The organism is Aliiglaciecola sp. CAU 1673 (assembly GCF_029223185.1).
Lineage (GTDB): Bacteria > Pseudomonadota > Gammaproteobacteria > Enterobacterales > Alteromonadaceae > Bowmanella.
In genome coordinates, this window is the sequence record NZ_JARHUG010000001.1 from 358,291 (window position 1) to 383,579 (window position 25,289).

General features: G+C 49.9%; 20 protein-coding genes. 8 read left to right on the top strand and 12 right to left on the bottom strand.

Features of this window, described 5'->3' with window-relative positions; genetic code table 11:
* The first annotated feature begins 3 nt into the window (after positions 1-3).
* Together P2G88_RS01470 and P2G88_RS01475 are read left to right on the top strand one after the other, a co-directional pair.
* Positions 4-912, top strand: coding sequence for an ABC transporter ATP-binding protein (locus P2G88_RS01470; protein ID WP_275793835.1), 909 nt, complete (start codon positions 4-6; stop codon positions 910-912).
* Positions 905-1,906, top strand: a complete 1,002-nt coding sequence (locus P2G88_RS01475) for an ABC transporter permease (protein ID WP_275793836.1) — start codon at positions 905-907, stop codon at positions 1,904-1,906. The genes P2G88_RS01470 and P2G88_RS01475 overlap by 8 nt, the downstream gene beginning before the upstream one ends.
* A 383-nt stretch (positions 1,907-2,289) precedes the next feature.
* On the opposite strand, the gene P2G88_RS01480 is transcribed toward P2G88_RS01475, so the two are convergent.
* The 3 genes from P2G88_RS01480 to P2G88_RS01490 all read right to left on the bottom strand — a co-directional run bounded on the left by P2G88_RS01480 (position 2,290) and on the right by P2G88_RS01490 (position 4,009).
* A complete protein-coding gene (locus tag P2G88_RS01480) occupies positions 2,290-2,754 on the bottom strand; it encodes a hypothetical protein (RefSeq protein ID WP_275793837.1) in 465 nt (154 codons plus the stop codon).
* Positions 2,755-3,029: 275 nt separating this feature from the next.
* Positions 3,030-3,503 carry a YcxB family protein gene (locus tag P2G88_RS01485; RefSeq protein WP_345798866.1) on the bottom strand — a complete coding sequence of 158 codons (474 nt, stop codon included), beginning with the start codon at positions 3,501-3,503 and terminating at the stop codon, positions 3,030-3,032.
* 98 nt (positions 3,504-3,601) lie between these two features.
* Positions 3,602-4,009 (bottom strand): helix-turn-helix domain-containing protein, encoded by a 408-nt coding sequence (locus P2G88_RS01490; protein WP_275793839.1) that lies wholly within the window; start codon positions 4,007-4,009, stop codon positions 3,602-3,604.
* 139 nt (positions 4,010-4,148) lie between these two features.
* Between P2G88_RS01490 and P2G88_RS01495 the strand changes: the two genes are divergently transcribed.
* Positions 4,149-4,631: a nuclear transport factor 2 family protein gene (locus P2G88_RS01495; protein WP_275793840.1), complete on the top strand. Its 483-nt coding sequence runs from the start codon at positions 4,149-4,151 to the stop codon at positions 4,629-4,631.
* A gap of 171 nt (positions 4,632-4,802) precedes the next feature.
* Here P2G88_RS01495 and P2G88_RS01500 read toward each other — a convergent pair whose 3' ends face one another.
* Together P2G88_RS01500 and P2G88_RS01505 are read right to left on the bottom strand one after the other, a co-directional pair.
* Complete coding sequence (locus P2G88_RS01500; protein ID WP_275793841.1) at positions 4,803-6,149, bottom strand: hypothetical protein; 1,347 nt, start codon at positions 6,147-6,149, stop codon at positions 4,803-4,805.
* 98 nt (positions 6,150-6,247) lie between these two features.
* Positions 6,248-7,672: a M20/M25/M40 family metallo-hydrolase gene (locus tag P2G88_RS01505; RefSeq protein WP_275793842.1), complete on the bottom strand. Its 1,425-nt coding sequence runs from the start codon at positions 7,670-7,672 to the stop codon at positions 6,248-6,250.
* Between the two features lie 295 nt (positions 7,673-7,967).
* Here P2G88_RS01505 and P2G88_RS01510 point away from each other — a divergent pair, with 295 nt between their 5' ends.
* Together P2G88_RS01510 and P2G88_RS01515 are read left to right on the top strand one after the other, a co-directional pair.
* A complete protein-coding gene (locus P2G88_RS01510) occupies positions 7,968-9,278 on the top strand; it encodes a M28 family metallopeptidase (protein ID WP_275793915.1) in 1,311 nt (436 codons plus the stop codon).
* Positions 9,279-9,471: 193 nt separating this feature from the next.
* Complete coding sequence (locus P2G88_RS01515) at positions 9,472-11,424, top strand: methyl-accepting chemotaxis protein (RefSeq protein ID WP_275793844.1); 1,953 nt, start codon at positions 9,472-9,474, stop codon at positions 11,422-11,424.
* A 31-nt stretch (positions 11,425-11,455) separates the two neighbouring features.
* Here the strand turns inward: P2G88_RS01515 and P2G88_RS01520 are convergent, their stop codons facing one another.
* The 3 genes from P2G88_RS01520 to P2G88_RS01530 all read right to left on the bottom strand — a co-directional run bounded on the left by P2G88_RS01520 (position 11,456) and on the right by P2G88_RS01530 (position 15,412).
* Entirely contained in the window at positions 11,456-12,667 is a 1,212-nt protein-coding gene (locus P2G88_RS01520) for a serine hydrolase (RefSeq protein ID WP_275793845.1), read from the bottom strand.
* A 72-nt stretch (positions 12,668-12,739) separates the two neighbouring features.
* On the bottom strand, positions 12,740-14,164 hold the full coding sequence (locus tag P2G88_RS01525) for an ADP-ribosylglycohydrolase family protein (RefSeq protein ID WP_275793846.1): 1,425 nt from the start codon (positions 14,162-14,164) through the stop codon (positions 12,740-12,742).
* Positions 14,165-14,203: 39 nt separating this feature from the next.
* Positions 14,204-15,412, bottom strand: coding sequence for a serine hydrolase (locus tag P2G88_RS01530; RefSeq protein ID WP_275793847.1), 1,209 nt, complete (start codon positions 15,410-15,412; stop codon positions 14,204-14,206).
* 200 nt (positions 15,413-15,612) lie between these two features.
* Here P2G88_RS01530 and P2G88_RS01535 point away from each other — a divergent pair, with 200 nt between their 5' ends.
* Complete coding sequence (locus tag P2G88_RS01535) at positions 15,613-17,292, top strand: amidohydrolase (RefSeq protein WP_275793848.1); 1,680 nt, start codon at positions 15,613-15,615, stop codon at positions 17,290-17,292.
* Positions 17,293-17,376: 84 nt separating this feature from the next.
* Complete coding sequence (locus P2G88_RS01540) at positions 17,377-19,137, top strand: PAS domain S-box protein (protein WP_275793850.1); 1,761 nt, start codon at positions 17,377-17,379, stop codon at positions 19,135-19,137.
* Between the two features lie 35 nt (positions 19,138-19,172).
* Here P2G88_RS01540 and P2G88_RS01545 read toward each other — a convergent pair whose 3' ends face one another.
* The 4 genes from P2G88_RS01545 to P2G88_RS01560 all read right to left on the bottom strand — a co-directional run bounded on the left by P2G88_RS01545 (position 19,173) and on the right by P2G88_RS01560 (position 22,212).
* Positions 19,173-20,735 (bottom strand): sodium/sugar symporter, encoded by a 1,563-nt coding sequence (locus P2G88_RS01545; RefSeq protein WP_275793851.1) that lies wholly within the window; start codon positions 20,733-20,735, stop codon positions 19,173-19,175.
* Positions 20,736-20,866: 131 nt separating this feature from the next.
* A complete protein-coding gene (locus P2G88_RS01550) occupies positions 20,867-21,112 on the bottom strand; it encodes a YdcH family protein (RefSeq protein ID WP_275793852.1) in 246 nt (81 codons plus the stop codon).
* A 185-nt stretch (positions 21,113-21,297) separates the two neighbouring features.
* The gene (locus P2G88_RS01555; protein ID WP_275793853.1) at positions 21,298-21,675 is read right to left on the bottom strand and encodes a hypothetical protein; all 378 of its coding nucleotides are present in this window, start codon (positions 21,673-21,675) and stop codon (positions 21,298-21,300) included.
* A gap of 222 nt (positions 21,676-21,897) precedes the next feature.
* A complete protein-coding gene (locus tag P2G88_RS01560) occupies positions 21,898-22,212 on the bottom strand; it encodes a TraR/DksA C4-type zinc finger protein (protein WP_275793854.1) in 315 nt (104 codons plus the stop codon).
* A gap of 226 nt (positions 22,213-22,438) precedes the next feature.
* Between P2G88_RS01560 and P2G88_RS01565 the strand changes: the two genes are divergently transcribed.
* On the top strand, positions 22,439-25,198 hold the full coding sequence (locus P2G88_RS01565) for a hypothetical protein (protein ID WP_275793855.1): 2,760 nt from the start codon (positions 22,439-22,441) through the stop codon (positions 25,196-25,198).
* Positions 25,199-25,289 lie beyond the last annotated feature (91 nt).

Here is a 25,289-nt window from a genome sequence, read left to right on the forward strand (position 1 = left end):
GAAATGTCCGAATATATAAAGGTCAGTGAACTGACCAAAAGCTTTAAGCAACTGCGCGCCGTTGACGGCATCAGTTTTGAGGTACCCAGGGGCATTTGTTTTGGATTGCTGGGGCCAAACGGCGCCGGCAAGACCACCACTATCGAGATGATGGAAGGCATTGTCACTGCCGATAGCGGGGAAATCCTGTATGACGGAGAAGTGCTAAAGCGTGGCATGAACCAGCGTATTGGTATTCAGTTTCAGCATACCGCCTTACAGGATCACCTGACTGGCCGCGAATGTATTCGCCTGTTTGCCAGCTTTTATGCTCATGCCTTAAATGAGCAGGATCTGATAGAACTCTGCCATTTGCAGGACTTTGCTGATCAGGATCACCGCAAGCTTTCTGGCGGCCAAAAGCAGCGTTTGCTGCTGGCGCTAGCGCTGGTTAACGATCCGCATATCCTGTTCCTGGATGAGCCCACCACCGGCCTCGACCCCCATGCCAGGCGCAATTTCTGGGATTTGATCAATCGCATCAAATCACTGGGTAAAACCATTATTCTCACTACTCACTATATGGATGAGGCGGAAAACTTGTGTGATGACATCGCCATTATGGATAGAGGCAAAATCATCGCCCGGGGAGCCCCAAAAGACCTGCTCGCCGAGCATTTCTCCGGCGTGCTTATCCGCTTGCATAAGCAGAGCCTACCCGACAAGGTAATGCAGGCCTGCCGCCCCGTTCAGGAGCACGGTCATTGGTTTATCAATACCGATAAGGTGGAACAAACCCTAAAGCTGCTGGTGGAAGAGGGGGTAAACCTTGAGGGATTGCATGTGAAATCGGCCAATCTGGATGATTTGTTTTTAAAACTCACCGGTCATGGATTACAAGATAGCCGACAGCAGGAGGCTGCCCATGTTTAAGCGCTTCTGGGCCGTTTTTATTGCCCGCAACCTCGAGTTTTTCCGCGATCGTTCGTCTTTGGGCTGGAATCTGGCCTTTCCGCTGCTATTGGTGATTGGCTTTGCCTTTATCTTCAGCGGCGATGGCCGCGCCGCTTATAAAGTGGGAGTGATGGAGCCGGGCACCGACAATGCCTTCTTCCAGATGCTGCATGTAGAGTATGTGACCTATCAGGATATCGAACTGGCCAAGGCCAAGTTGCAGCGCCATCAACTGGATATTCTGGTCGAGCCGGCATCCCAAACTTATTGGGTCAACCCGTCTTCGCCCCAGGGCTACTTCGTCGAGAAGCTGCTTTTGGGGCAATTGCCAAACTATCAGCAACAGCTATTGGAAGGACGGGAGATTCGTTATCTGGACTGGGTACTACCTGGCATATTGGGTATGAACATGATGTTCAGTTGTCTGTTCGGGGTGGGCTATGTGATTGTCCGCTATCGTAAAAGTTCGGTACTGAAACGTTTACAGGCAACGCCACTGCAGGCGGTGGAGTTTATTTCGGCGCAGATCTTGTCTCGATTGTTTATTGTGGTGGCCATCACCAGCGGTGTGTTTATTGCCTGCAATCTGATGTTTGATTTTTATATGCTCGGTAGCTATTGGAATTTGCTGTTAGTTACGGTATTGGGCGCGGCCTCGATGATTGCCATGGGACTGTTGATGGCCAGCCGCAGTCAAAGTGAAGAGTTGACCGGTGGCCTGTTGAATATGATCAGCTGGCCAATGATGATGCTTTCCGGCGTTTGGTTTTCCCTGGAAGGCGCACCGCAGATGGTTCAGGACATTGCGTTGCTTTTGCCCTTAACCCATTTACTGCAGGCCGCCAGGGCCATTATGAATGACGGCGCCGGACTAGCCGACATCCAATCCCATCTCTGGGCTATGACGGGGATGACGGCTGTATTTATGGCTTTGGGCTCTGCGTTATTCAGATGGCAGGGTGAGGGACGTTAAAATTTGCGCAGCAACTTTATTCGCAATATCTATTTATCTGAGTTGAGCCGCTTCACCTGACTTTTGTGCACTTAATAGACCTAATCGAAGAGGCCGTTTAGTGCCACAAGCCGGTATTCCCACACAGACACGCCGTAAATCCATCCCTGGAGGCTCTGCCGCAACATCCATGTTGCGGAAGGTCTGCTTAGGGAACACCGGCTTATGTCACCGTCAGCATCGCTCTGCTTTTATAAAGGTATAAATAACGTTCCACAGGGACAAACTGGAAAAGCTGTTTGCCTGTGAACGGTAGGGCCGTTTTGTGCCAATCACGGACTTTCAGCAAAGCCTTTTACATAGCTCAACTTATTGATTTTGGACCACAGCCACTTGTTAAGTAACTACTCTTCGATAGTGATGTTTTCTTGCTTTAGCCTTTTCATCGCATCATCAATTTCCGTTAGAAACACCGGAAAGTAAATGCTGTTAAAAAAGCTACCACCAAATAGCACTATACTCTCAAATCCACGATCACTTTGGTGATAAGCCTTAGTTATTTGAGAAAAAGGTAGAGATTTTTTAAAGCCGAAATAATTACGACCTATAACCTCTCTGTCAGTTATTGTAATGGCTGACATTTTTGAAGCAAAGGCAACAGCTAAAGCGCATAAAAATGAAGCCGCAATAATCACTGCAACTATTATCGGAATATCTAACATCTCCATATGCTTAAACGCTTCATAAAAGTCATAATCACTTCTGACAAATTCCAAAAGTGACAAAACTATAAAAATGCCACCGAGAATAACGACAAGCTTTTTGAATAGATCCCTAAATAATGCTTTCCAATTAACCAAATACTGCATATTTCCCTATAGCTACTTAAAACTTACTATACAGACCATGCAAGGCCGTGTTTCTGGTAAGCTAGATTACCTTGCAAGGTCAAAAAGTCCAAAGTCCATCTGTTGCTCATAGCTGCCTGTCAGTTTCGACCAATACATCAAAGAAAAAGCCTCAGCTAAGAAAAAAGCCACAACAACTTATCTTGTCACCTTCGTGTTCTTCGTGCTCTTTGTGGTTAAGAACAAAAGACAGGGACTAATCACCACAAAGGACACGAAGAGAGGTGAAATAGCAGCTACTCCCCGGCTTTCCCCTGAAGAAACAGTTGGGCGTCATTGGAGAGGCATCTGTCCGATAGATAATACTTTCCTTTTCCATGGTAAAGCAGCCAACCCTGCGCCGTTTTTTCGAACTTGGTTATCTCGGACCAAGCAAGCTTTGAGTCCACATAAGCCGACTTAACCGTGACAGCCGATTCATCTATGCTCAGTGTCAGCTCATTATTTGCCGCCCGGCTAATCATTTGTCTGGCCAGCCACCAAGCTTTGTGAAAGCGCACACTAAGGGCTTCCACTCCCGCCAAGGCAATAATAAAGCCGCCCAGATAGCCGCTATTTTCCATTAATGACAATATGGCGATGCCCAAAGCAGCCAGGACAATGCCTTTCAGATAGGCCTGCCTGGCCGGCTTTGGGGTATTGGACTCATCATAGGTTTCGCTGAAATGACCTTTATCCAATACGTAGGTGGTGGAATAGGAAAAAGACATTGTCACTTCGCTTTAACGGCTAAATAGGCCGCCAGTTTACCCATCACGGCAACAATTGGATAGTGATGCCCATGGGCATGTTAGTCGCTCTAGTCATATCAAAATGAATCAGAATCAATCCGCTCACGCAGCCGGGCCAGCAAACCAGCTCGGTCGTTTGCGGCCATTTGCACCAGATCATCCGGAATCGCCAGATCTCCGGGATTATGTTTGGCGCTCCATAAAATCATCTCCAGCAATATGGGCAGTAGGTCCTTACCGGCTTCGGTAAGGCGATAGATTTGCCTTCTTTTGTCGGCCGGATCCGGCGCCTTGGTAAGGAGTTGGCTGGCTTCCAGGCTGGCCAAGCGGCTGGAGAGAATATTAGTGGCAATGCCTTCGGCAGACCCCTGCAGCGCACTGTAAGAACGCTTACCGAACAGAGCCAGGTCGCGAATAATCAACAGGCTCCATTTATCACCCAGATGATCCAATGCGTTGGAGATAGGGCAGTCCGAGCGGTTCATAAAAACTCCGATTTAACTTGCATAAAGCAAGTTACTATTATAGCTTGCAATTCGCAAGTGATGTTCGTGATGCTGTGCCGGGTGAATATAACGCTCAGGTAAGCCGAAATAAACGCCGGTATCCGGCAGGAGCAATTAAATGACAACCTCAACAATCAATTTTGAAGCACTAGATAAGGCCCATTGGTCGGCGCAAGACAGGCAAAACGTAAAATCCGTGCTGCATTTTGTGCAAAGACTAATGAACGAACATCAGCTGGACCGCATTGAACAAGAATATATTTTGGCCCCCTATAAGCAGCACAACCGCAGTATGCAGGACGGTATCAGTGGCCTGGTGCAATACTTTCAGACGCTGATAAAACGCTTTCCGGAATTCTCTTATGAGGTAAAGCAAGTGCTGGTGGACGGAAACTTGGTGACCTTGCATTCTCATGCCACGGTAAGCAAGAAACACCGTGGCAACGATAAAAAAGGCTTTAACATTATCGACACCTGGCGGATTGAAGACGGCATCCTTGTGGAACATTGGGATGCCGTGCAACCTCTGGACGGCTTTATGCGCTGGTATTACTGGATGACCGGTGGAGCCATTCGTAATAACAACGGTGTGTTCAGGTAATCAGATGATGGGATTTTCGTTTCAATCTTGCCTGCGGAAAAGATGCGGAGAGTTTAGGGAAAAGTGAGCCCTGCAAGCCCGAGACCTTGATAGGGGGGAGGCTCGAACAATTTAGCAAGGCACAGAAAAATAAAAGGCGAGACTATGCTCGCCCTGCAAACTGCATTAGTTTCAGTTTAATCTGATATTGAGATAGATGCCTTTGAAGTTGTCCATCATCCCAGCTTCATACCAGCTATTGGCACGTGAAGCTGTGACGGCACCTTTTAGATACTCTTCATAGTCACTATGGCCATAATCACTTAAGTAAAATCTAACTCTGCTGAAGTCAGCATTCTCAAACCGATTTTCCAGAGAGTCTTGAAGTTTTAAATCGGGCATTACACCAGACACCGGCGCAGTTATGCGCCAATATATCTCATCTCCATTGGCTTCATCGGCATTGACATAGATACTAAAACGATCCAAGTCCTCATCCGTGCTACTGAAGTCATAGGTGGTGGTGTTACCTGTGTCCATGCCTTCCAACAATTGAACAAAGCTATCCAGAAATTCCTGGCCCGGATAAATTGCTTCGAAAAAGCCGGCCTGACCATTGCTGGGCACTCTGCGAAGTACAGTAGAGTAGACTCTGATTTCCATATCCTCTAAATATTCAGTTTTAAGGACACTGTATTGCAGGAAATTCTGATTACTCATTTCAGGGAAAACGTAAAGGTCCGTCGCAAAATAGGGCTCGCTATCGACCAGACTCCACTGCGGAGATCTGCCGTCAAATGAAAAGCTGAACCAGTCGGTTCTGTAATCTGGCTCAATCACCCCACTTACTGCCGCTTCAATGGGTATGCCGGTAGAGGTGAAGTGTTCTTTTCTTAAATAAATGGTGTCCTCTTGACCCACAGGTACTTTGGCTGCAAAGGCTTCCCTAAATGTTTCAGATTTCAGCGTAACATCAACGTATTCATCAGAAGAGCAGACTTCTACATTTAATTCTGTGTAGGAAGATAACCACGCAAAGCGTTGAGCTGCCTTCATTTCGTAGCCATCAAATGTGGCAGCAAGATCACCCGCGTTAAGCGTAATGGTGCGGCAGTCGCAACCGCTATGATCGTTTGTATTGGCAAATTTGATCACGCCAAGATCCATGGCGCCTGTATTCAGCAGTGATTCGATAGCTGTCCTGCCACGGTTTCCTGAACTGCCCTGCCCAATTACAGATACGTGGGCAGCATTAGCCGGCCAATCAGTTTGTAGTTTGCCTAAACTGTCAGTTTGTACTGATTTGACGATACTCCCTTGAGCGTCATGAATCAGCACCTCAGCCCCAGCAAGGGGAGATTCAATATCACAATAGTTGTACTGCACTGTCTCTAATATGAGTTTCGGTGCAGCTGAAGGCGGGGTGACACTATTGCCACCCCCGTTTGCTGGTGTTGTTTGTTTGTCTCCACTGCTGCCACCACCACAGGCTGTTAATGCAGTGATGCTGGTGATGAATACAAATTGCTTTAATTCCATTTCCCTTACCTAATAGTGATTCCGCTTCCCCTTTTGAAAGCGGGTGCATTATATATATGGGGAAAAGGAAATTGGAGAAGATTTCAACAATTCCAGTACTACTGTTTACCAGCCAGTTCCTTCAAAATAATCATCCAGTGATCCAGGCCGCCATAGAAGGTGGCTTTGGGCAGGCGCTCATTTAACCCATGGGCGTACACATCATCCGGGTTCATAAAGGCGCTGGCGATACCGAAGGTGGGAATGCCCCTGGCACGAAAATACATGCCGTCGGTGGCGCCTGCTTCCATAATGCCGGTCAGGGGTACGCCGGGATAGCGGCTATGTATTGCTTTGCTGACCGCGGCCAGTACATCCTCACGTAGTTCGGAAATCGGGCTTTCCACCGGCTCGCCCAACACTTTGAAATTCACGGCGGGATTATTGACCTGTTGCTCCAGGGTCTTTTTCACTTCTGCCACCGGCGTACCGGGGAAAATCCGGCAGTTGATGGTGGTACTCGCCGACTGTGGCAGGGCATTTTCGGCATGACCGCCGCTTAGCAGGGTCGGTACGCAGGTGGTGCGGGTCATACCTACATAAGAAGGCTCCTGGGCCAGGCGCTGTGCGGCTTTTTCATCAAAAGGGTTATCTGCGAAGGCAAGCATGGCCGCGCCCAGTTCACCACCGAGCTTTTCGCCGCTTAAGCGCAGGTAATCGCGGATCATTTTGCTGTCCTGCACCGGGAACTGGTATTGCTGAATGTTTTGCAGTGCTGCCATCAGCTCATAAATCGCATTGTCGGCGCGGGGTCTGGAGCTATGTCCGCCTGGATTGGTGACGCTAAGTTCAAAGCTGGCGTAGGTTTTCTCCGCGGCCTGGATCTGATAGACCAGCGCGTTACCCTGGCTGTCCAGATCGCCGCCACCGGCATCGGTGTTTAAGGCAAACTCTGCCTGTGTCAGCTGCGCATAGTCATTGGCCAGCATTTTGGTGGTGTGCATATCGGTTTCTTCATCACCACTAAACACAATCACCAGATCGCGGTGGGGGACAAAGCCTTCCTGCTTAAGGCGGATAAAGGTGGACACCAGCATGGTTACCCCCAGCTTATTATCCAAGGTGCCGCGGCCATAGAAAAACCTATCATCTTCGGTCAGTTCAAAAGGCGGGCGCTGCCAATCCTTATCCAGGGCTTCCACTACATCCATATGCGCCAGCAGCAAAATGGGCGCTTTGCCCGAACTGCCGTCTCCGGCGTAGCGCACGACCAGGGCGGCGCTATCGTGTTTAGGCAGTATATGGATGGCTTGATCGGCAAATCCGGCAGCCTTTAGTTCGCCAACCAGATAGTTAACCATCTCTGGCACCTTGCCACGGCCCTCGACCGTGGGGATGGCAATAATATTGCGGTAAATCTCCAGGGCTTTTTGTGCTTGCGGCGAGTTTTCAGGCAGGGCCTGTAGTGGCGTACTTAACAGCAACGCGCCCACAAAAAGGGATTTCAGTGAGCTGGTTGCGAGGGCGCTGAATTGGTTTTTCATATTGTCTCTCTGCTGAAACAGGAATGCCTGGATAGGATTTTAGAGCGGTTAACCCGGTGGCATAAGATAGCATGCCGGTATGGATTGGGCTGGGTGGCCAGCAAACTTTATTTTGATCTCCCACGGCTGCCGCCAGTAAAAGTTTTACCGCAGCAGGAAGACCCTTGGTCGATTGTGAGCTCTGCTGCCGATAGCAGGCATGCTAGGTTGTGGGAATTTTTTACTAACACGGGGCAAGATCATGATAAGAAAAGCAAAGGCTTTGATATTGCTGGGATTATTCAGTGGCGCCGGTATGGCCAATCAACTGGGCGATGAAGCACAGTTGCACAAGATAGCAGAGCAGATATCCGCTGAACGTATAGAACAAGATATTCGCACCCTGGTGGCTTTTGGTACCCGTCATACCCTCTCAGAGACGAAATCTGATAAGCGCGGTATCGGCGCGGCCAGGCGCTGGGTCAAGGCTGAGTTTGACAAAATATCGGCAGAGTGTGGTGGCTGTCTGGAAGTCCGTTTTCAATCCGGCGTGATTAAGGGGGAAAAGCGTATTCCCAATGCCACCGATGTGGTCAGCGTGATTGCCATTCAAAAAGGCCAGACCGATCCTTCCCGCTATGTGGTGATGTCAGGTGACATTGATTCGCGCGTCTCCGATGTAATGGACGCCACCTCCGATGCCCCCGGCGCCAACGATAATGCTTCTGGCGTAGCTGGGGTGCTGGAAGCTGCGAGGGTGCTGAGCCAGTATCATTTCCACGGCTCCATTGTCTATGCAGCGCTGGCCGGGGAAGAGCAGGGCTTGTTTGGCGGTAAAATTATGGCCGAACAGGCGGTGAAAGACGGCTGGCGTGTAAAGGCTGTGCTCAATAACGATATGATTGGCAATAGCAGCGGCATTAACGGGGTGATGGATAACACCAGTGCGCGCCTTTTTTCAGAAGGCACCCGTGCGGTGGAAACCGCAGAAGAGGCGATGCGCCGTCGCTTCACCGGTGGTGAAGTAGATTCGCCTTCGCGAAATTTGGCACGCTACATCGATGTTATTGCCGACCGCTATATTCCTAATCTCGATACCATGATGGTTTATCGTCTGGATCGCTATGGTCGGGGTGGCCATCACCGCCCCTTCAATGAGGCCGGCTTTCCCGCCATCCGCATAATGGAAACCAATGAACATTATGATCGTCAGCATCAGGATCTGCGCACAGAAAATGGCATTGTCTATGGAGACACCATCGACGGCGTAGATTTCAACTATGCAGCCAAGTTAACTGCCCTTAATGCGGTATCCCTGGCCAGTATGGCCTGGGCACCAAGCCCGCCGGCCAAAGTAGAAATTCACGGTGCGGTAGAGCCCCATACAAGATTAACCTGGGCTCCAGCCAAAGGCGAAGAAGCCAACATGCTCAAGGGCTACAAAATTTACTGGCGCTATACCGATCAGCCGCAGTGGCAGTTCAGCCGCTTTGTGGGCAAGGTCAATGAATTCACCTTAAAGAATGTGATTATCGACAATTATTTCTTCGGGGTGGCCAGCGTAGCGCAAAACGGTATTGAGAGCCCGGTAGTGTTTCCGGGAGCGGCCGGCAGTTTCGGAGAGTAACTTCGCAAATGACCTCGTAGTTGAGGGAGAGCAGTCTTGCCACTGCTTCTCCTTCGTTCATATTTGAAAATGTAATTTGCATAGCTCAGAAAGATTTTCATCTTGAGATAATCTTTTTCCAGAACCTATCGTAATTTCTTTACTTGAATTACAGTTCTTAGCCAAGCAAAGCTTGCATATGGAAAGGACCTCTATGAAATTCAGCTTACGCATCAAAACCTGGGTTTTAGCCGTTGCCTTAGTCCCGCTTCTTCTGTCGATGGTTTTCTCTGTCTGGCGTTCCATCAATACGTTGGATGGCCTAAATGAAGATCGTCTGGTTTCTATCCGAGAAATCAAAGCCGCCCAACTCACGGGTTTATTTGAAAGAATCCAAAAAGGCCTCGAAGTGGTTACTGATGTGGCAGGCATGCATATCAATGAGTTGGATAATCCAGAGATCCACAAGCTTTTTACCGGCATCAATACCCATCTGCAGTTTTACGATATTTTTATCATCCGCCCAGATGGGTTGGTGCAATACACCGTAGCCAGGGAAGCGGATTATCGGTCCAATCTGAAAAGCGGCCCTTATGCCAATAGCGGTTTGGGCAAGATGTTTCACCGTATCCAGCAGTCCAGTGCTGAGCTGGTGATGGAAGATTTTGCCCCCTATGCCCCTTCTAACAATCATCCCGCTGCCTTTATGGGCAGGCCGATGATGGTTGATGGGCAAAAATGGGTGGTGGCTATTCAGATCCCCTTAGATCGCATCAACGCCTTGATGAACCTCCGAGAGGGGATGGGGCAAAGTGGTGAAACCTATCTGGTCGGCAGCGACTACCGCATGCGTTCAGATTCTTATCTCGACCCCAAAGGGCACTCAGTGCAGGCTTCATTTGCAGGCACGGTTGACCAAAATGGTGTCGATTCTGACGCAGTAAAAGACGCCTTGGCTGGAAATACCAGTGTCGCTTATATCATCGATTACAACGGTAACAGTGTGCTTTCGGCTTATGCGCCTTTTGAGATGTTTGGGGTGAAATGGGCGATTTTGGCGGAGATCGATGAGGCCGAAATTAAGGCGCCGATTCGGACATCCATTTCCTCAAACGGGGTGATTGTATTGTTGGCAACTGCACTGGCGGTGGTCGCCGCGTTCCTGGTTACCAAGGCGGTGATGGGACCGCTGGGCGGTGAACCGGTGGAAATGAATGCTATAGCAGCGCGTGTTGCTGAGGGTGATTTAAGCTTCCAAATGGAGCAAGGAGAGCCAGGTAGTCTGAAAGCCAACCTGAAAACCATGCTGGATAATCTTCGTCAATTGCTGCAAGGGATCAAAGATTCCTCCGAGCAGTTGTCTGCTGCCTCAGTAGAGTTGAGTGCGGTGACCGAAGATGCCGAACGCAATCTGACTCAACAAAACACCCAGCTAGTCGAAGCAGTGGCGGCGGTAAACCAGATGGCTAGCTCCATTGGCGAGGTCGCCGACAGCGCCAGTGGGGCGGCGACCGATTCGCGTAAAGCCTCTGATGATTGTCACCAGGGATTAACCAAGGTGAAGCAAACTTCTCATCAGGTAAATGCTTTGGAAGAGGAAGTGGTGAAGAGCCACCAAGGCGTGTTGTCATTGGTGGAAAGCACCAAAGCCATTACCTCCGTGTTGGACGTGATTCGTGGGGTGGCCGAGCAAACTAATTTGCTGGCACTAAATGCCGCCATCGAGGCGGCGCGTGCGGGTGAAAACGGGCGTGGTTTTGCGGTTGTGGCCGATGAAGTGCGCAATTTGGCCCATCGCAGCCAGGAATCAACGGTACAGATTGAGAAAATGATTTCTACTATACAAAGTCAGATAGGTTTGACTGTTGATGCCATGGAAAAGTCCAAAGAGCGCGTCAGTCATACCCATCAAGCCGCAATGGAAGCCGGTCAGGCTATCGAGCAGGTGTTGGAAGCCGTTAAAGCCTTGACTGATCAGTCCATCCGGGTCTCCAGCGCCACCGAGCAGCAGGCGGTAACGGCAAACTCAGTGAACGGCAATTTACTTACCATTCGCGACATTGCCACACAGACCATATCTGGTGCGAACCAAACCAGCGCCTCCAGCGCAGAATTGGCGAGATTAGCATCGGGACTTAGCAATATGGTGGAAGAATTCCGCCTTTAAAGCCGACGCACTCAGTGACGAGCGAGGCTCGTCACTGACTTTGCAGCAAGCTGGGCAATATATGCTGCTCCATCAGCATTCGCCACAGATACTGGCTTTGCTGGCCGTCTTGGTAAGCTCGTCCAAAAAGCACAACCACCGCATCCAGTGACGGCAACACAATAATATATTGCCCGCCGAAACCATCCCCACGATAACCTTCGATGGGCTGCCCATTCACCGTGAAATGGGTGATCCACCACTGGTAGCCATAGTCGCTGTTTTGCAGGTCCACGTGCATGCGGGTGGATTCACGCACCCACTCGGCGGAAATCACCTGCTCGCCATTCCAACTGCCCTCGTTAAGAAACAACTGACCGAATTTGGCAGCGTCCCTGGCGCTTAGGTATAAAGCACTGCCGGTATGCAGCTGACCATCCAACGCCCAATAGTCGTAGTTGGTGATACCAAGAGGGGCGAACAGATTCTGCTCCATAAAGCTGGTAACCGACTGCCCGCTGGCATGCTCCAACAAGCGCCCCAAGGCAAAAGAAACTCCGGTGGAATAGGCGAAGGTAATGCCTGGCTCAGTGGCCATTGGCCGGTTTAGCAGGAACGCGATGGGATCCTGCGCATTGTTCATCTGTGCATTTAAGTTGCTGCTATCCAGATAATTAACATTCCACTCGTCCCATAAATAGCCATGGCGCATGGTCAGCCAGTTTTTGAGAGTGATGTTGGATTTTGCTTCGGTCCAATTGCCGATGGGCTGCTTGTGCTGGAAATAATCATGTACTTTGACATCCACGCCAGGGATCAGGCCTTGATCGATGGCAATGCCAATCAGAGAAGACACGACGCTTTTGGTGACTGAATTCAGCACATGCAGATTGATGTCCTGGTTATTGGCCCAGCCATCGGCAATATCCAACGAGGTACGAATGGGTTCGTCAAACAGCAACTTGTTGTTTTTGACGATCAATACGTGATCGACAAAACGGTAGCCCGACACATCATTGCGGATATTGTCCATCATGGTGGTCAGGGCGTAGTCATTAATGCCAAAGTCAGCCAAGTGGGCAGTTTGCCAACCGTCATTGGCTGCTGCGGGTGCCTGGTAACTATAAGCGCTTGGCGGTGCTGATGGGGGCGTCGAGTTGCTGTCTGAGCCGCCACCACAAGCGCTCAGTACCACCAAGATACATCCTGCGCAGGCAGGTCGAATCCATTGAATAGATAGAAAATTCCAGGTCAGCTTTTTCATTTGGCACCACCTCTTTTTTCCTTAACACTCTAGAGTAGATGAGTGGGGACGATTCACTGATACAGTCTGCCGTTATTTATGTTTTAGTGCTTGACAGGGAGGAAGGGGGATTTCCCAAATCTGGCGCTCTGTATCCAGTTTGCCGCCAAGCTCTTGCACGACCACCCTGTCCACAATTTCAATCCCTTTGCTGCCCATGTTCTCAAAGGTATCCATGCCGTTCTTTGCAAAGTTTTTTCTGGTCCGGTGGATATAAAACTGGTGTGAGACTGGTTTCTCAAATTGTTGTTCAACTTTTTGTAGGCCAAGTATAAAACCCAGCAATCCCCCCCAGGTGGCGGCGGGGTTATCTGAGTCCCAACCCATCAACGTCGCCAGCTTAACGGTTTCTTTAAAGTCGCCATCGCCATAAAACAAACTGATAAGGCTGGCTCCAAAATTAATCCCGGCCGCGAAACAACCATTACAATAAAGCTCTCTGCTACTGATATCGTAGCCGTCTTGCTGCTGCACCTGATAGCGTTGGTACAATTCATCGCGGACGCTTTCCCATGGTGTCTGCTGCTTGTAGGCGGCCAATACAAAGTCGTACATGGCAGCCACATAGCTATGCTCTGGCAAATAGCCCCTGGCAAGTGCTGCCCTTTTCTGTAGCTGAGGACCAATAGGCTGCTCGGCAGATACGCTGGCCGCCAGGGCATGCAGAATGACATAAAATTCTGCCGCCCAGGCGGCGTTGTCTCTGGCCACCGTGCGAATCGGAAGGTGGGCTAAACTCAGGGCAATGTCAGGCCGATTGGGTGCAAATAACCCAAAAATCTCGGTGCTCAGTTGGGCGTCGATCATGTCATAGTGCTGGTTATTCTGCGGCGCGCTGGTATCAGGCGGTAGCATGCCCTGTTGGTGCATCAAATCGAATGCCCGCTGGTTGCTAACCCACAGGTAGTTTTCCGGCTTCCCTTCTTGGTTTTTATAGGGGGTGGCTGCATCCGTGTAGATATGGGTCAGCCATCCGGCTCTGATTTGCTCAGGTGACAGGCGTGTAACCTTGAGAGTATGCAGCAAGTGCTGGTACATATACTCGATATCGGTATCATCATCCGCCCCCCAGGCTTCGCCGGGCGGTACCAGCACAAAATCGATGGTTTCTGACAAATGGCTGGGAATTCCTTGCCCCCAAATGCTGGGCTTATCGGGCTTTCCCCAGTCGTCGCGGGTATAAAAACGGCCAAAAGGCCCTTCGCCGCCTATTTTATCCATTTCCGTTACCAGGCCGGTCCAATTGGCAATGCTTTGCCCTAACCAAAAGCCAGCCAGTTTGTCCTGATAAGCGCGCCGGGAGACAATACTGGTCTGCTGCCCCTTATCGGCTGCACAAAAAGCCGGCGCACTGGCATGGGCCGCGCTCATCACTTCCCAGGTCACAAGTATGGTTAGTAACGATGCCATAAGCGGACGTCGAATCGCGTTGTTGTTTGGGCCGTTGGCGATGGTCACGGTCAATACTCTCCTTAACAGCCAACAGAAACTTATCGCTTATCTGGCCTGCAGCAGACTGGGCAGAATATGATTTAGCATCCAACCGTCCCAACGGTATTCCTGCTGTTGTTGGTAGTTGTAGGCCCGCCCCAGGATGACGACCACAGCGTTTAATGTGGGTAAGACAATTAAATGTTGTCCGCCCAGGCCCTCGCCCCGGTAGGTGGGAACACTCTGGCCGTTTACCATGAAGTCGCTGGTCCACCATTGATAGCCATAACCACTGGTTTGCAAATCCACATGACGGCGAGTGGACTCTTCAACCCATTGAGTCGATATTACTTGCTCACCCTGCCAGTTCCCTTTGTTCAGAAACAACTGCCCTATCTTGGCAAGATCCCTGGCCGTCAAATACAGTGCGCCGCCGGTGTGTAGCTGTCCACCAACTGTCCAATAATTATATTTTTCAATGCCAAGTGGGGATAACAGGTTTTGCTCTAAAAAGCTGTCTACGGTTTGGCCGGATGTCAGCTCCAAAAGGGTACCAAGGGCATACGATACGCCAGTGGAATAAGCGAAGGTGGTGCCTGGCTCGGTACTCATTGGTCTGTTCAGCAAGAAGGCGAGGGGATCGGGGGCACTGTTCATTTGCCCCAATAAATCAGTCCCATCCCATTCATCCCATTGATAGCCATGGCGCATGGTTAACCAGTCTTTTAGCCTGATGGAAGCTTTGGCATCGTTCCAATTGGCGATGGGTTGCTTATGGCCAAAATACTGATGCACCTCAATCTCTACGTCTGAGATCACGCCCTGGTCAATGGCGATGCCTATCAGAGCAGAGGCGATGCTTTTGGTCACTGAATACAGTGTATGCACATCAATATCCTGATTACCAACTCTGTGGTCAGTGCTGTCCAGCTGGGTGCGAATACGCTCATCGAAGAGCAATTTGTTGTCTTTGACGATCAGTATATGGTCAATATGACGGTATCCGCTTTGGTTCTGACGGATCCTGTCCATCATGGTGCTCAGGGCGTAGTCATTAATACCAAAATCAGCAAGATGCGCAGTCTGCCAACCATCATTGGCTGAGGTTGGGACTTGATAGCTGTATGGTGTCGGGGGGCTGTTTTCGCCAATTCCCCCGGGCGTCTCGACGTTGGACCCGTCCGTGCTTCCACCACAGGCCGACAACACGAATAGCAGCAACAATATTGGCGACATTGCAGAGCTATGCTTGGTGTTTATCAAAGTCCATTTCATGTGCTTTCCTCAAAATGGAATATTGTGCTGATCCTTTGTCTGTTTTCTTACCTTGCGGCAGTGATTTAACTCTATTGCAACGGCGATAATTTGTACATTTCATCCTTTTGCCCAGGCACAGGTAGCCCCTTTCAGTCCTGCTTGCATTCCAGCTGGCCAATACTAGTGTTTTAAGCTATTGAATTTTTTTGGAATTGGATATGTTTTGTGAGCAATACAGCACTATTCGGGCACTCCTTGCCATCTTACCAATGATTCTGCTTGGCGCCTGTCAACCACAGGAAAAGCAGGAGGCGGCAGACTTGGTGATCAGCCAAAGTCGTATCTGGACGGCTGACGACAATAATCGTTGGGCCGAGGCGTTGGCGATTAAGGGAGATAAGATTCTGGCGGTGGGCAGCGACAAGGAGATTGCCGCCTATATTGGCGAGAACACTGTGCATTGGCAACGTCCTGGTGCCCTAGTATTGCCGGGTTTTATTGATAGTCATGTGCATTTTCTGACTGGCGGGGCCGGGCTTTCCTCAGTGCAATTGCGTGATGCCAAAACCAAAGAAGAATTTATCCGTCGCATTGCAGAGCATGCCAAAACCCTGCCACCAGGCGAGTGGATCCTAAACGGTGATTGGGATCATGAAAATTGGGGAGGCGAGCTGCCCAGCCGCGATTGGATCGATAAGGTGACACCTGATAACCCGGTATTAATTAACCGTCTCGATGGGCATATGTTGCTGGCCAATTCTTTAGCCCTGCAAAAGGCGGGGATTAATGGTGAAACCGAGCAGGTGGAAGGTGGGGAGATCGTCAAGGATGATCAGGGCCAGCCCACCGGCGTACTTAAAGACAATGCAATGAATTTGGCATTGGCTGCCGTACCCGCCAAAGGACCTGATGAACTTGAGCGGGATTTGGCGGCGGCCATGGCTTATGCCGCTAGTGAAGGCGTGACCAGTGTGCATGATATGGGCGACTGGCAGAGCCTGGATACTTACCGCCGGGCCAGGCAGGAGCAGCGCCTTAAAACCCGCATCTATGCGGTAATGCCGCTGGCAGATTGGCCACGCCTGGCGAAGGAAGTAGAAGAGCAGGGGAGAGGCGATCATTGGTTACGAATTGGTGGATTAAAAGGCTTTATGGATGGCTCTTTGGGCTCCCATACGGCCGCTTTTTATGAACCTTACACCGACCAGCCCGACGACAGTGGCTTTTTTATTAACCCTCCCGAGCAAATGCGCCAGTGGATAGAAGGTGCCGATGCTGCCGGATTACATATTATTACCCATGCCATTGGCGATAAGGCCATAGGCAGTTTGCTGGATATCTATGCGGGCCTGCCAGAAAGCGAGCGCGAGAGAAGATTGCGGATTGAGCATGCTCAGCATATCCATCCTGATGATATCGCCCGTTTCGCCAATCAACAGGTGATTGCCAGTATGCAACCCTACCATGCCATTGACGATGGGCGTTGGGCGGACAGAGTGATTGGTGAAGAGCGCGCCAAGACTACCTATGCTTTTGCTTCTTTGTTGGCATCCGGAGCCACAATCGCCTTCGGCAGCGATTGGTTTGTGGCACCTATCTCACCTATTAAGGGCATTTACGCCGCCGTAACCCGTCGCACCCTGGATGGGGCGCATCCAGATGGTTGGGTGCCTGAGCAGAAAATCTCGGTGGAGCAGGCGCTTCGTGCTTATACCCAGTCGGCCGCTTATGCGTCTTTTGATGAGGGTATCAAGGGCAGTTTGACCCCTGGCAAACTGGCGGATCTGGTCATCCTGGATAAAGACCTTTTTGAAATCCCGGCAGCAGATATTGCTGATGTAAAGGTATTGAAAACCCTGGTGGGGGGCGAAGTAGTGTATGACTTAGCAAATCCATAAAAGCCAGGTTGGTGATGATCAGAAAGCTGAGTGCTTGCGTATATCCGGTTTGTGCTGACATTTTATGCCAAACGGTGATTCCCGATGATCAGATTTTTTACCACAAAGGATGAGAGCAATTTAAAAGCTGTGCTTGACCAAGCTATTGATGCGGTTATTACCATTGATGAAGCTAACTGCGTGACGTATTTCAATGCAGCTGCCGAAAAACTCTGGGGGTACAAAGCAAAAGAAGTGCTTGGCAACAATGTGAAAATGTTAGTCCCGAGAAACATTCAGGCTAATCATGATGATTATGTCAATGCCAACAGACGGACGGGGGTTGATAAGATCGTCGGTACTTCCCGAGACATTAGGTTGCAAAGAAAAGACGGCACATGGACCTGGTGCAATCTGTCTCTATCCAAAGTGTCAATCAACGGAAAGATTTCCTACACCGCTTTTGTCAAAGATATCAGTGTGCAAAAGGCAGCAATTGAACAAATTGATCAGACATTAGAGCAATGCATAGATGCTGTGGTAACTATTGACCAGCACAATAACATTATTTTCTTTAACGCTGCTGCTGAAAAATTATGGGGTTGTAAACGGGAACAGGTATTGGGAAAAAACGTCAAAATGCTGGTTCCACAGGCTATTCAGGCAAAGCATGATGACTATGTGAATGCCAATCGCAATACTGGGAAGGATAAGATTGTGGGCACGTCCCGTGATGTGCAGGTTGAAACCCTTGACGGACGAAAAATTTGGGCAAACTTGTCTTTATCCAAGGTCAGTGTTGGTGAAGGTCATATTTATACAGCCTTTGTTAAAGACATCACCGAAGAGAAACTGCAACGTGAAGAGTTTGCCACCTTGTCTTTGGTCGCCAATGAGACCGATAACTCGGTAATCATCACAGGACCTGACCGCCTTATTGAATATGTAAATCCCGGATTCACAAGATTGACGGGTTACTCGTTGGATGAGGTCAGAGGCAAGAAGCCAAGCGACATATTGCAGGGTAAACATACGTCTGCATCGACCAAAGAGCGGATACGCAAGGCATTGAATGAGCAGCGGGCTTTCTACGAAGAAATCTTGAATTATGATAAGCAAGGCAACGCCTACTGGATATCGCTAGCTATTAACCCCGTTTTCGATGAACAGGGTAGGTTGCATAAATTTATCTCTATCCAGGCCAATATTGATGAGACCAAAAAGCGTTCTCTGGAAAACGATGTGCGCCTTGAAGCTATTAATCGCAGCAATATCGTTATGGAATGGGACTCTTTTGGAAACATTGTAATGGCCAACAGTCAGGCGCTCGCTTGTCTAGCATTTGCGAACCTAAGCGCCATGAAGACCAAACTCCGCAGCTTGTCCGACTATCTGACGGCAGAAACATGGAAAAAGGTGCAGGGTGGTCAGTTTGTTAATACTGAGCTTAGTTTGCCGGGTTCAGCTGAGGGGCATCACGCCCAGCTTGCGGTTGCCATTGCTCCGGTGCTGGATGCCGAGGAGAAGCTCAACAAGATTTTAGTCTTTGGCTCTGATGTATCCCAGCGAAATGCAGTGATAGCACAAACACATGGCGCTATGTCCCAAGTGCTGGATCGTATAGGCAGTATTGTTCAAACCATTAACGGCATTTCCGATCAGACCAACTTATTAGCACTTAATGCTGCCATTGAGTCTGCCAGAGCCGGAGAAGCGGGAAGAGGATTTGCGGTGGTTGCCGATGAGGTCCGCAATTTGGCCAAACGCACAACAGTCTCCGCGTCGGAGATTGGTACCCTTATTGAGGAAACCAAGAGCCATGTTGAAACGTTGGCCGGCTATATGGGCAAACAGAAGGGCGGTTGATACCGCCCGTTGCTCGACTATTAAAAGCTGTTTGATTACCACCAGGTAGCGTATAAGGCCGCTAAAATGATCACCACACCAAGGGCGGCAAAATTAAAGCTGGGTTTGGACGCAAAGTGAATATCCTGCAGGTGAATGGCCTTGGCTTCACCATCGCCTTTGCCCATATGAGAAACCAGTAAACCCAGCCCTAAGCAGGCCAAAAACACCAGTCCCACCCGGTCGATAAAGGGCAGTTCAGGCCACAGGATTTTTAGTGCGAATGACAACACGGCAGATCCCACTGCAGCAGTCAGTGCACCGTTGCCATTGGCCTTTTTGTAAAACAGGCCGAGCAGGAAGATAGCTACAATGCCGGGGGTAAAGAAGCCGGTAAACTCCTGAATATATTGGAAGGCTTGATCAAACTGGCCAAGCAACGGCTGGGCCACTACCATGGCAATACCCAGCGCCGAGAGGCTGACCATACGGCCCATATTCACATAATGGCGCTGGCTGCGGTTAGGCGCCAAATGGGTATAGATATCCATGGTGAAAATGGTCGAGATGCTGTTACACATGGATGCCAACGACGACACAATGGCCGCAACTAAAGCCGCAAAGATAAGACCTTTAAGGCCTGTGGGCATCAGCTTCATCATCTCTGGGTAAGCTTGGTCGGAAGCCGACAGGCTGGGGTAGAGCACCGCGGCGGCCAAGCCCGGTAAAACCACGATAATCGGCAGAAACACCTTTAAATAAGCGGCAAAGACAATGCCCTTACGCGCTTCGTTAAGATCTTTGGCGCCCAAAGCACGCTGAATAATATATTGGTTAAAGCCCCAGTAAGAGAAATGCATTACCCACATACCGCCCAATAACACCGAGAGACCAGGCAAACTGGCGTAATGGGGGTTATCGGGAGAGAGGATCATATCGAATTTCTCCGGTACCCGTTCTGTCAGGGTCACGAAGCCAGCCAGCATGCCATTGCCATCACTGACTGCATCGAGGGCAAGATAGGATAGTATCAATCCGCCAACCACCAGTAGCGTGACCTGAATAATATCGGTCAGGGCGACTGCTTTAAGGCCGCCGTATAGCGAATAGGCCACTGAGAAAAGCGCCAGGAAAACCATGCCAAAGAACATATCCACTCCGGCCACACTTTCAATGGCCAGGCCGCCCAGCCATAAAATGCTGGTCAGATTGACCAGCACATACACGCCCAGCCAGAAAACCGCCATCACCGTACGCACCCGGCTATCGAAGCGCTGTTCCAGAAATTGCGGCATGGTGTAGATGCCTTTGGCCAGGAAAATAGGTAAGAAGTACTTCCCCACCACCAATAAGGTGATTGCTGCCAACCATTCATAGGAGGCGATTGCCAGTCCAATGGCGTAACCCGAACCAGACATGCCAATAATCTGCTCTGCACTGATATTGGCGGCGATTAGCGAGGCACCGATAGCCCACCAGGGTAGGGCTTTGCCCGCCAGAAAATAGTCGCTGGTATCGCGCTGATGGCCTTTTTCGGTGCGTGACACCCAGGCCGCCACAAGCAACAGGCCTATGACGTAAACAATAAAAACGGAGGTATCCAGTTGGCTCAGATTCATGGCGGTTTATTGTTGGTTTTTTTATAGCCTAGAGGAAATTAGTTAAAGTTGGCTACTAAGAAAGCATTGCAGACGCATTTTTATTTATTGAACAGGGAAGAGGGAGCGGCCGAGGTGGCCGCCACTGCGGGTTAGTGGGAACGGCTGTTAATCCATTCCACTATCTGGTCTTTTTGATAAAGACGCTTTTTCTTCAAGCTCTCCAGATAGAAGTCATCGCAGGCGATGGCGCCTTCCTCGATGCGATGGATCTCATCATCCAGCGCATGATACTTATCGGCCAGATGAGAAAAGGTGGAACTGGACGTTCTGAGACGATTGATTTGATCTTTGTACTGCGGGAATTCGCTGAACAGATCGTGTTTAGGAATGATCATTTTGACTCCTTAAATAGTTAGTAAACAAAGGGTCAAAGCTAATTATAGTCGGTATATAAAAGCTGTTTAGAGATTATCTGGATCTGCATATTGCAGTATTTTGCGGCCAGGGAACCCAAGACAAATAGCAGTAAAAAGCAGGGCGCTAAAAGAGCGCCTTGCTTTTTACTGCTCAAGAGGGGGATTTAACAATCGTCGTCTTTGGCATCAACGCCTTCTTTAACCTTTTCGCAAAGATCTTCCACTTCATTGCCTACATCATTGGCCGCTTCTTGCAGTTCATCGCCGGCGTTGGCCATGCCCTCGGATACTTCATCGGCAGCGTCACTCATATTGTCGCCGATCTCATCGGCCGCGTCGCTGGCACCTTCTTTCATTTCATCCAGGGAATCGCCCATGCTTGCGGCCGTTTCATCTAGAGTTTCGCCAGCCTTCTCTGCAGCTTGCTCCAGTTGTTCTTTAACGTCTTTCGCCTTCTCTTCGGTTTTCTGTTCCGAACAGGCGGTTAGTCCAAGGGACAAGGAAAGTGCTGCCAAAAGACAGTAAAACGCTGTTTTCTTCATGACTCATCTCCTAAATTATTGTTTGCGTTTTATTAGCACTTTTCGTTTTGACGAATAAATCGGATAAAATTCAATGCCATAACAAGCAAAGTGCTTGTTCAAGCATAGTCGTTCTTATTCGAAGTGGGAAAAACCCGTAACATTTATTGGCTTTTTAATCGGATTGTTAGGCTGAGGGTGGAACTAACCCCGAAATCCAGGGTAGGTATTATTCAATCCGCCCTAGCGGGCGCATTGAATACAAAGGGTAGTGTAGGGCAGGGCTTCCAGGCGTTTGGGATCGATGGGGCCACCGCAATGACTGCAGTCAAAGTAATTGCTATGTTCAATACGCCCCAAGGCTAATTGAATCTGCTGAAGTTCCTTATGCATGCCGTCTTCCAGCGCATTTAATACTTCTTCATTTTCACGCTCTGCCGCTTGCTCATCAGAATCGGCACTACGGCCCAAGCGGAAATCAGCATGAATGCCTTCCAACTGCGCTTGCAGCTCTGCCTGACGGGCAATCAATGTTTCTTTGAAGTGCTCTAGTTTCATACAGTTGCTCATTTAACTTTATCTGCTTTTACACTAGTCCGCTTTTGTCACTTCGCAATAGAGCGAGATCAATGATTGTGTTTTATTGCGTTTGCCAAGATAGGTTCTACCCTGTGATGAAAGTTTTATGACAGTGAACAGCTGTAACAAAAGTGTCACTGGTCTTGGGTACTCTTGCTCGCAACTTTTTTCGCATAACTAGAATTGTTGTTTTTTGGAGAGCTCAATGGACCTTAAGAATTTATTCAAAGCATCGGCCATTGCTGCCGCCGTTGCACTGGCTGGCTGTGGTGGTGACATTAATATTAATGCCGTTGGTGAAACGCCAACCCCCACGCCGACCCCCACTCCGACGCCTACTCCAACGCCTACGCCAACACCGACGCCAGTGACGCTTCCAGGTACTGCCAGTGCTTCTCTGTCTTTGGCCGCTACTGAAGCCTTAGGTGAAGAAGTGATTGTTCAGGTGATTTCTGGCCGCATCACGGCAGATACCACCCTGGTTAACAGCACAGGCAGTGCCCGTGTAATGTACGCCCTGTCAGGTGCTACTTTCGTTGGCGGCGACAACACCAATTCTGCCACCCTGACTATCGAGCCAGGTACTGTGGTATTCGGTCGTTCAGGTAATGATTACCTGGTTGTAAGCCGTGGCTCAAAAATTGAAGCCGCGGGTTCTGCCGATGCGCCGATTATTATGACCTCTTTGCAGGATGTGGTGGGTGAAGAAACCGCTGCTGGTCAGTGGGGTGGTGTGATCCTGTTGGGTAATGCACCTTCTAACAAATGTCCAAGCGACGGCTCTGCTTGTGCCCTTCAGGTGGAAGGTGCTGAAGAGGGCGCCGTATTTGGCGGCACCAATGAAGCGGATAACTCAGGTACCCTGAAGTATGTAGTGGTTAAGCACGCCGGTTTCGAAATTGCCCCTGATAACGAACTGAACGGTATCACCTTCGGTGGTGTTGGTTCAGGTACCACTGTTGACTATATCCAGATCCACAACAACGCCGACGACGGTATTGAAATGTTTGGCGGTAATGTGAACATGAAGCACGTTGTGTTGACCGCTAACCAGGATGACAGCATTGACTGGGATAACGGTTATCGCGGCAAGATGCAGTTTGTTTTCGTTGAGCACGATAAGAATGGTCTGGATGCCAACCGTGGTATCGAAGCAGACAACGATGGTTCTACACCAGACAAAGAGCCACAGTCTAATCCTACTATTTCTAACCTGACCATCATTGGTAACAACTTCAAGGGTACCGATGAGTCTGAAGGCATCTATCTGCGTGAAGGTACCGGTGCTCAGCTGTATAACGTAGTGGTAACGGGTCCTTCTGAGATGGGCGAGTGTCTGGAGGTGGAAAGTTCTGCCGTGACTCAGGCAAACCTTGGCAATGGTAAGATCAAGATGGAAAACTCCATCATGGCCTGTACCAATGGCGAAAACTTCAAATTCAAGAGCACCGACGTAGATCTGAAAACCTGGTTTGAAGGTCAGGCGGGCAACTCGATTTCCGAGTCGGTGATGTTAGATAGCACTGGCAAGCCAATGTCTGGCTCACCTTTGCTGGGTGCTGGTCAGGACGTTGCCAACACCGTCGACGGTGCGTTCTTCGAGTCTGTTAACTTCATCGGTGCAGTGGGTACCAACGACTGGCGTCAAGGCTGGGCGTTTGGCTTTGGCGGTGGCGAAGTTGCTGCTGAAGGCGAAACGGAAGTACCTGCAGGCTGCCCTGCCGGTACCGTGGCTATCAGCCCTGCTGACGGCAACACTACTACTTGCCAGTTGGAAGGTCGTTATACTGCGAATCTGACGCTGACTGCGGGTAACCTGTACGCTATCTCTGGTCCGGTCTTTATCGGTGGTGACAATACCAACAGCGCTACGCTGACTGTTGAACCTGGTGTCACCGTATTTGGTCGTACCGGTGCCGATTACCTGGTCGTGAGCCGTGGCTCTAAGATCATGGCCGAAGGTACAGCTGCTAAGCCAATCAGCTTCACTTCCGCGGCTGATGTGCGCGGCGAAGCAACGGCTGCCGGTCAGTGGGGTGGTATGATCATTCTGGGTAATGCGCCGTCTAACAAGTGTCCTACCGACGGTTCGGCCTGTGCGCTGCAAGTTGAAGGTGCGCAAGAAGGTGCAGTGTTCGGTGGTACTATCGACACCGACAACTCTGGTGTACTGCGTTATGTTCGCGTGATGAACGGTGGCTTTGAAATCGCGCCTGACAACGAACTCAACGGTATTACTTTCGGTGGCGTAGGCTCTGGTACTACTGTTGAGTACCTGCAGGTGCATAACAACGCCGACGACGGTATCGAAATGTTCGGTGGTAGCGTTAACTTCAAGTACGTGGTACTGACCAATATCCAGGACGACAGCATCGACTGGGACAACGGTTATCGCGGTAAGATGCAGTACGTTCTGGTTCGCCAGAACCCTGACAACACTGACGCCAACCGTGGTATCGAAGCCGACAACGATGGCTCTAACCCAGACAAGCAGCCACAGTCTAACCCCATGATCGCCAACCTGACCATTATCGGTAATACCTTCAAAGGTACCGACGAGTCTGAGGGTATCTATCTGCGTGAGGGTACAATGGCGAAGCTGTACAACGTTATCGTGACTGGCCCCGCCAACATGGGCGAGTGTTTGGAAGTGGAATCTGAAGCGGTTACCCAGGGCAACCTGTCTAACGGTGGTATCGTGATGACCAACTCCGTGATGGCCTGTGAAAACGGTGAAAACTTCAAGCAGAAAGCCACTGACGTACAACTGCAAGATTGGTTCCTGGCTCAGGCCGGTAACAGCGTAGCCGCTACCCGCGCCGAAGCAGTCAACGGTATCTTCACTGTTAGCGGTGCTGCTGCCAAAGATTTCACTGGTGATGCCTTCTTCAGCAACGCCGACCATATCGGTGCAGTAAAAGAAAGCAATAACTGGACTGCTGGCTGGACTGTAGGTCTGGAGTAAGTCTCTAAGATGGACCAGCGCACTGCTAGTCGGTGCGCTGGATTTTTCCCATCTGCGGTTTGTGTTTTCGAATGTCGAAGCAAACCCGAAA

Coding starts and splice junctions, on each gene's coding strand:
- P2G88_RS01565 (WP_275793855.1), top strand. CDS start 22,439: ATGGACCTTAAGAATTTATTCAAAGCATCGGCCATTGCTGCCGCCGTT.
- P2G88_RS01490 (WP_275793839.1), bottom strand. CDS start 4,009: ATGAACCGCTCGGACTGCCCTATCTCCAACGCATTGGATCATCTGGGT.
- P2G88_RS01500 (WP_275793841.1), bottom strand. CDS start 6,149: ATGGAATTAAAGCAATTTGTATTCATCACCAGCATCACTGCATTAACA.
- P2G88_RS01535 (WP_275793848.1), top strand. CDS start 15,613: ATGTTTTGTGAGCAATACAGCACTATTCGGGCACTCCTTGCCATCTTA.
- P2G88_RS01560 (WP_275793854.1), bottom strand. CDS start 22,212: ATGAAACTAGAGCACTTCAAAGAAACATTGATTGCCCGTCAGGCAGAG.
- P2G88_RS01470 (WP_275793835.1), top strand. CDS start 4: ATGTCCGAATATATAAAGGTCAGTGAACTGACCAAAAGCTTTAAGCAA.
- P2G88_RS01475 (WP_275793836.1), top strand. CDS start 905: ATGTTTAAGCGCTTCTGGGCCGTTTTTATTGCCCGCAACCTCGAGTTT.
- P2G88_RS01545 (WP_275793851.1), bottom strand. CDS start 20,735: ATGAATCTGAGCCAACTGGATACCTCCGTTTTTATTGTTTACGTCATA.
- P2G88_RS01485 (WP_345798866.1), bottom strand. CDS start 3,503: ATGTCTTTTTCCTATTCCACCACCTACGTATTGGATAAAGGTCATTTC.
- P2G88_RS01540 (WP_275793850.1), top strand. CDS start 17,377: ATGATCAGATTTTTTACCACAAAGGATGAGAGCAATTTAAAAGCTGTG.
- P2G88_RS01480 (WP_275793837.1), bottom strand. CDS start 2,754: ATGCAGTATTTGGTTAATTGGAAAGCATTATTTAGGGATCTATTCAAA.
- P2G88_RS01555 (WP_275793853.1), bottom strand. CDS start 21,675: ATGAAGAAAACAGCGTTTTACTGTCTTTTGGCAGCACTTTCCTTGTCC.
- P2G88_RS01510 (WP_275793915.1), top strand. CDS start 7,968: ATGGCCAATCAACTGGGCGATGAAGCACAGTTGCACAAGATAGCAGAG.
- P2G88_RS01505 (WP_275793842.1), bottom strand. CDS start 7,672: ATGAAAAACCAATTCAGCGCCCTCGCAACCAGCTCACTGAAATCCCTT.
- P2G88_RS01520 (WP_275793845.1), bottom strand. CDS start 12,667: ATGAAAAAGCTGACCTGGAATTTTCTATCTATTCAATGGATTCGACCT.
- P2G88_RS01550 (WP_275793852.1), bottom strand. CDS start 21,112: ATGATCATTCCTAAACACGATCTGTTCAGCGAATTCCCGCAGTACAAA.
- P2G88_RS01530 (WP_275793847.1), bottom strand. CDS start 15,412: ATGAAATGGACTTTGATAAACACCAAGCATAGCTCTGCAATGTCGCCA.
- P2G88_RS01515 (WP_275793844.1), top strand. CDS start 9,472: ATGAAATTCAGCTTACGCATCAAAACCTGGGTTTTAGCCGTTGCCTTA.
- P2G88_RS01495 (WP_275793840.1), top strand. CDS start 4,149: ATGACAACCTCAACAATCAATTTTGAAGCACTAGATAAGGCCCATTGG.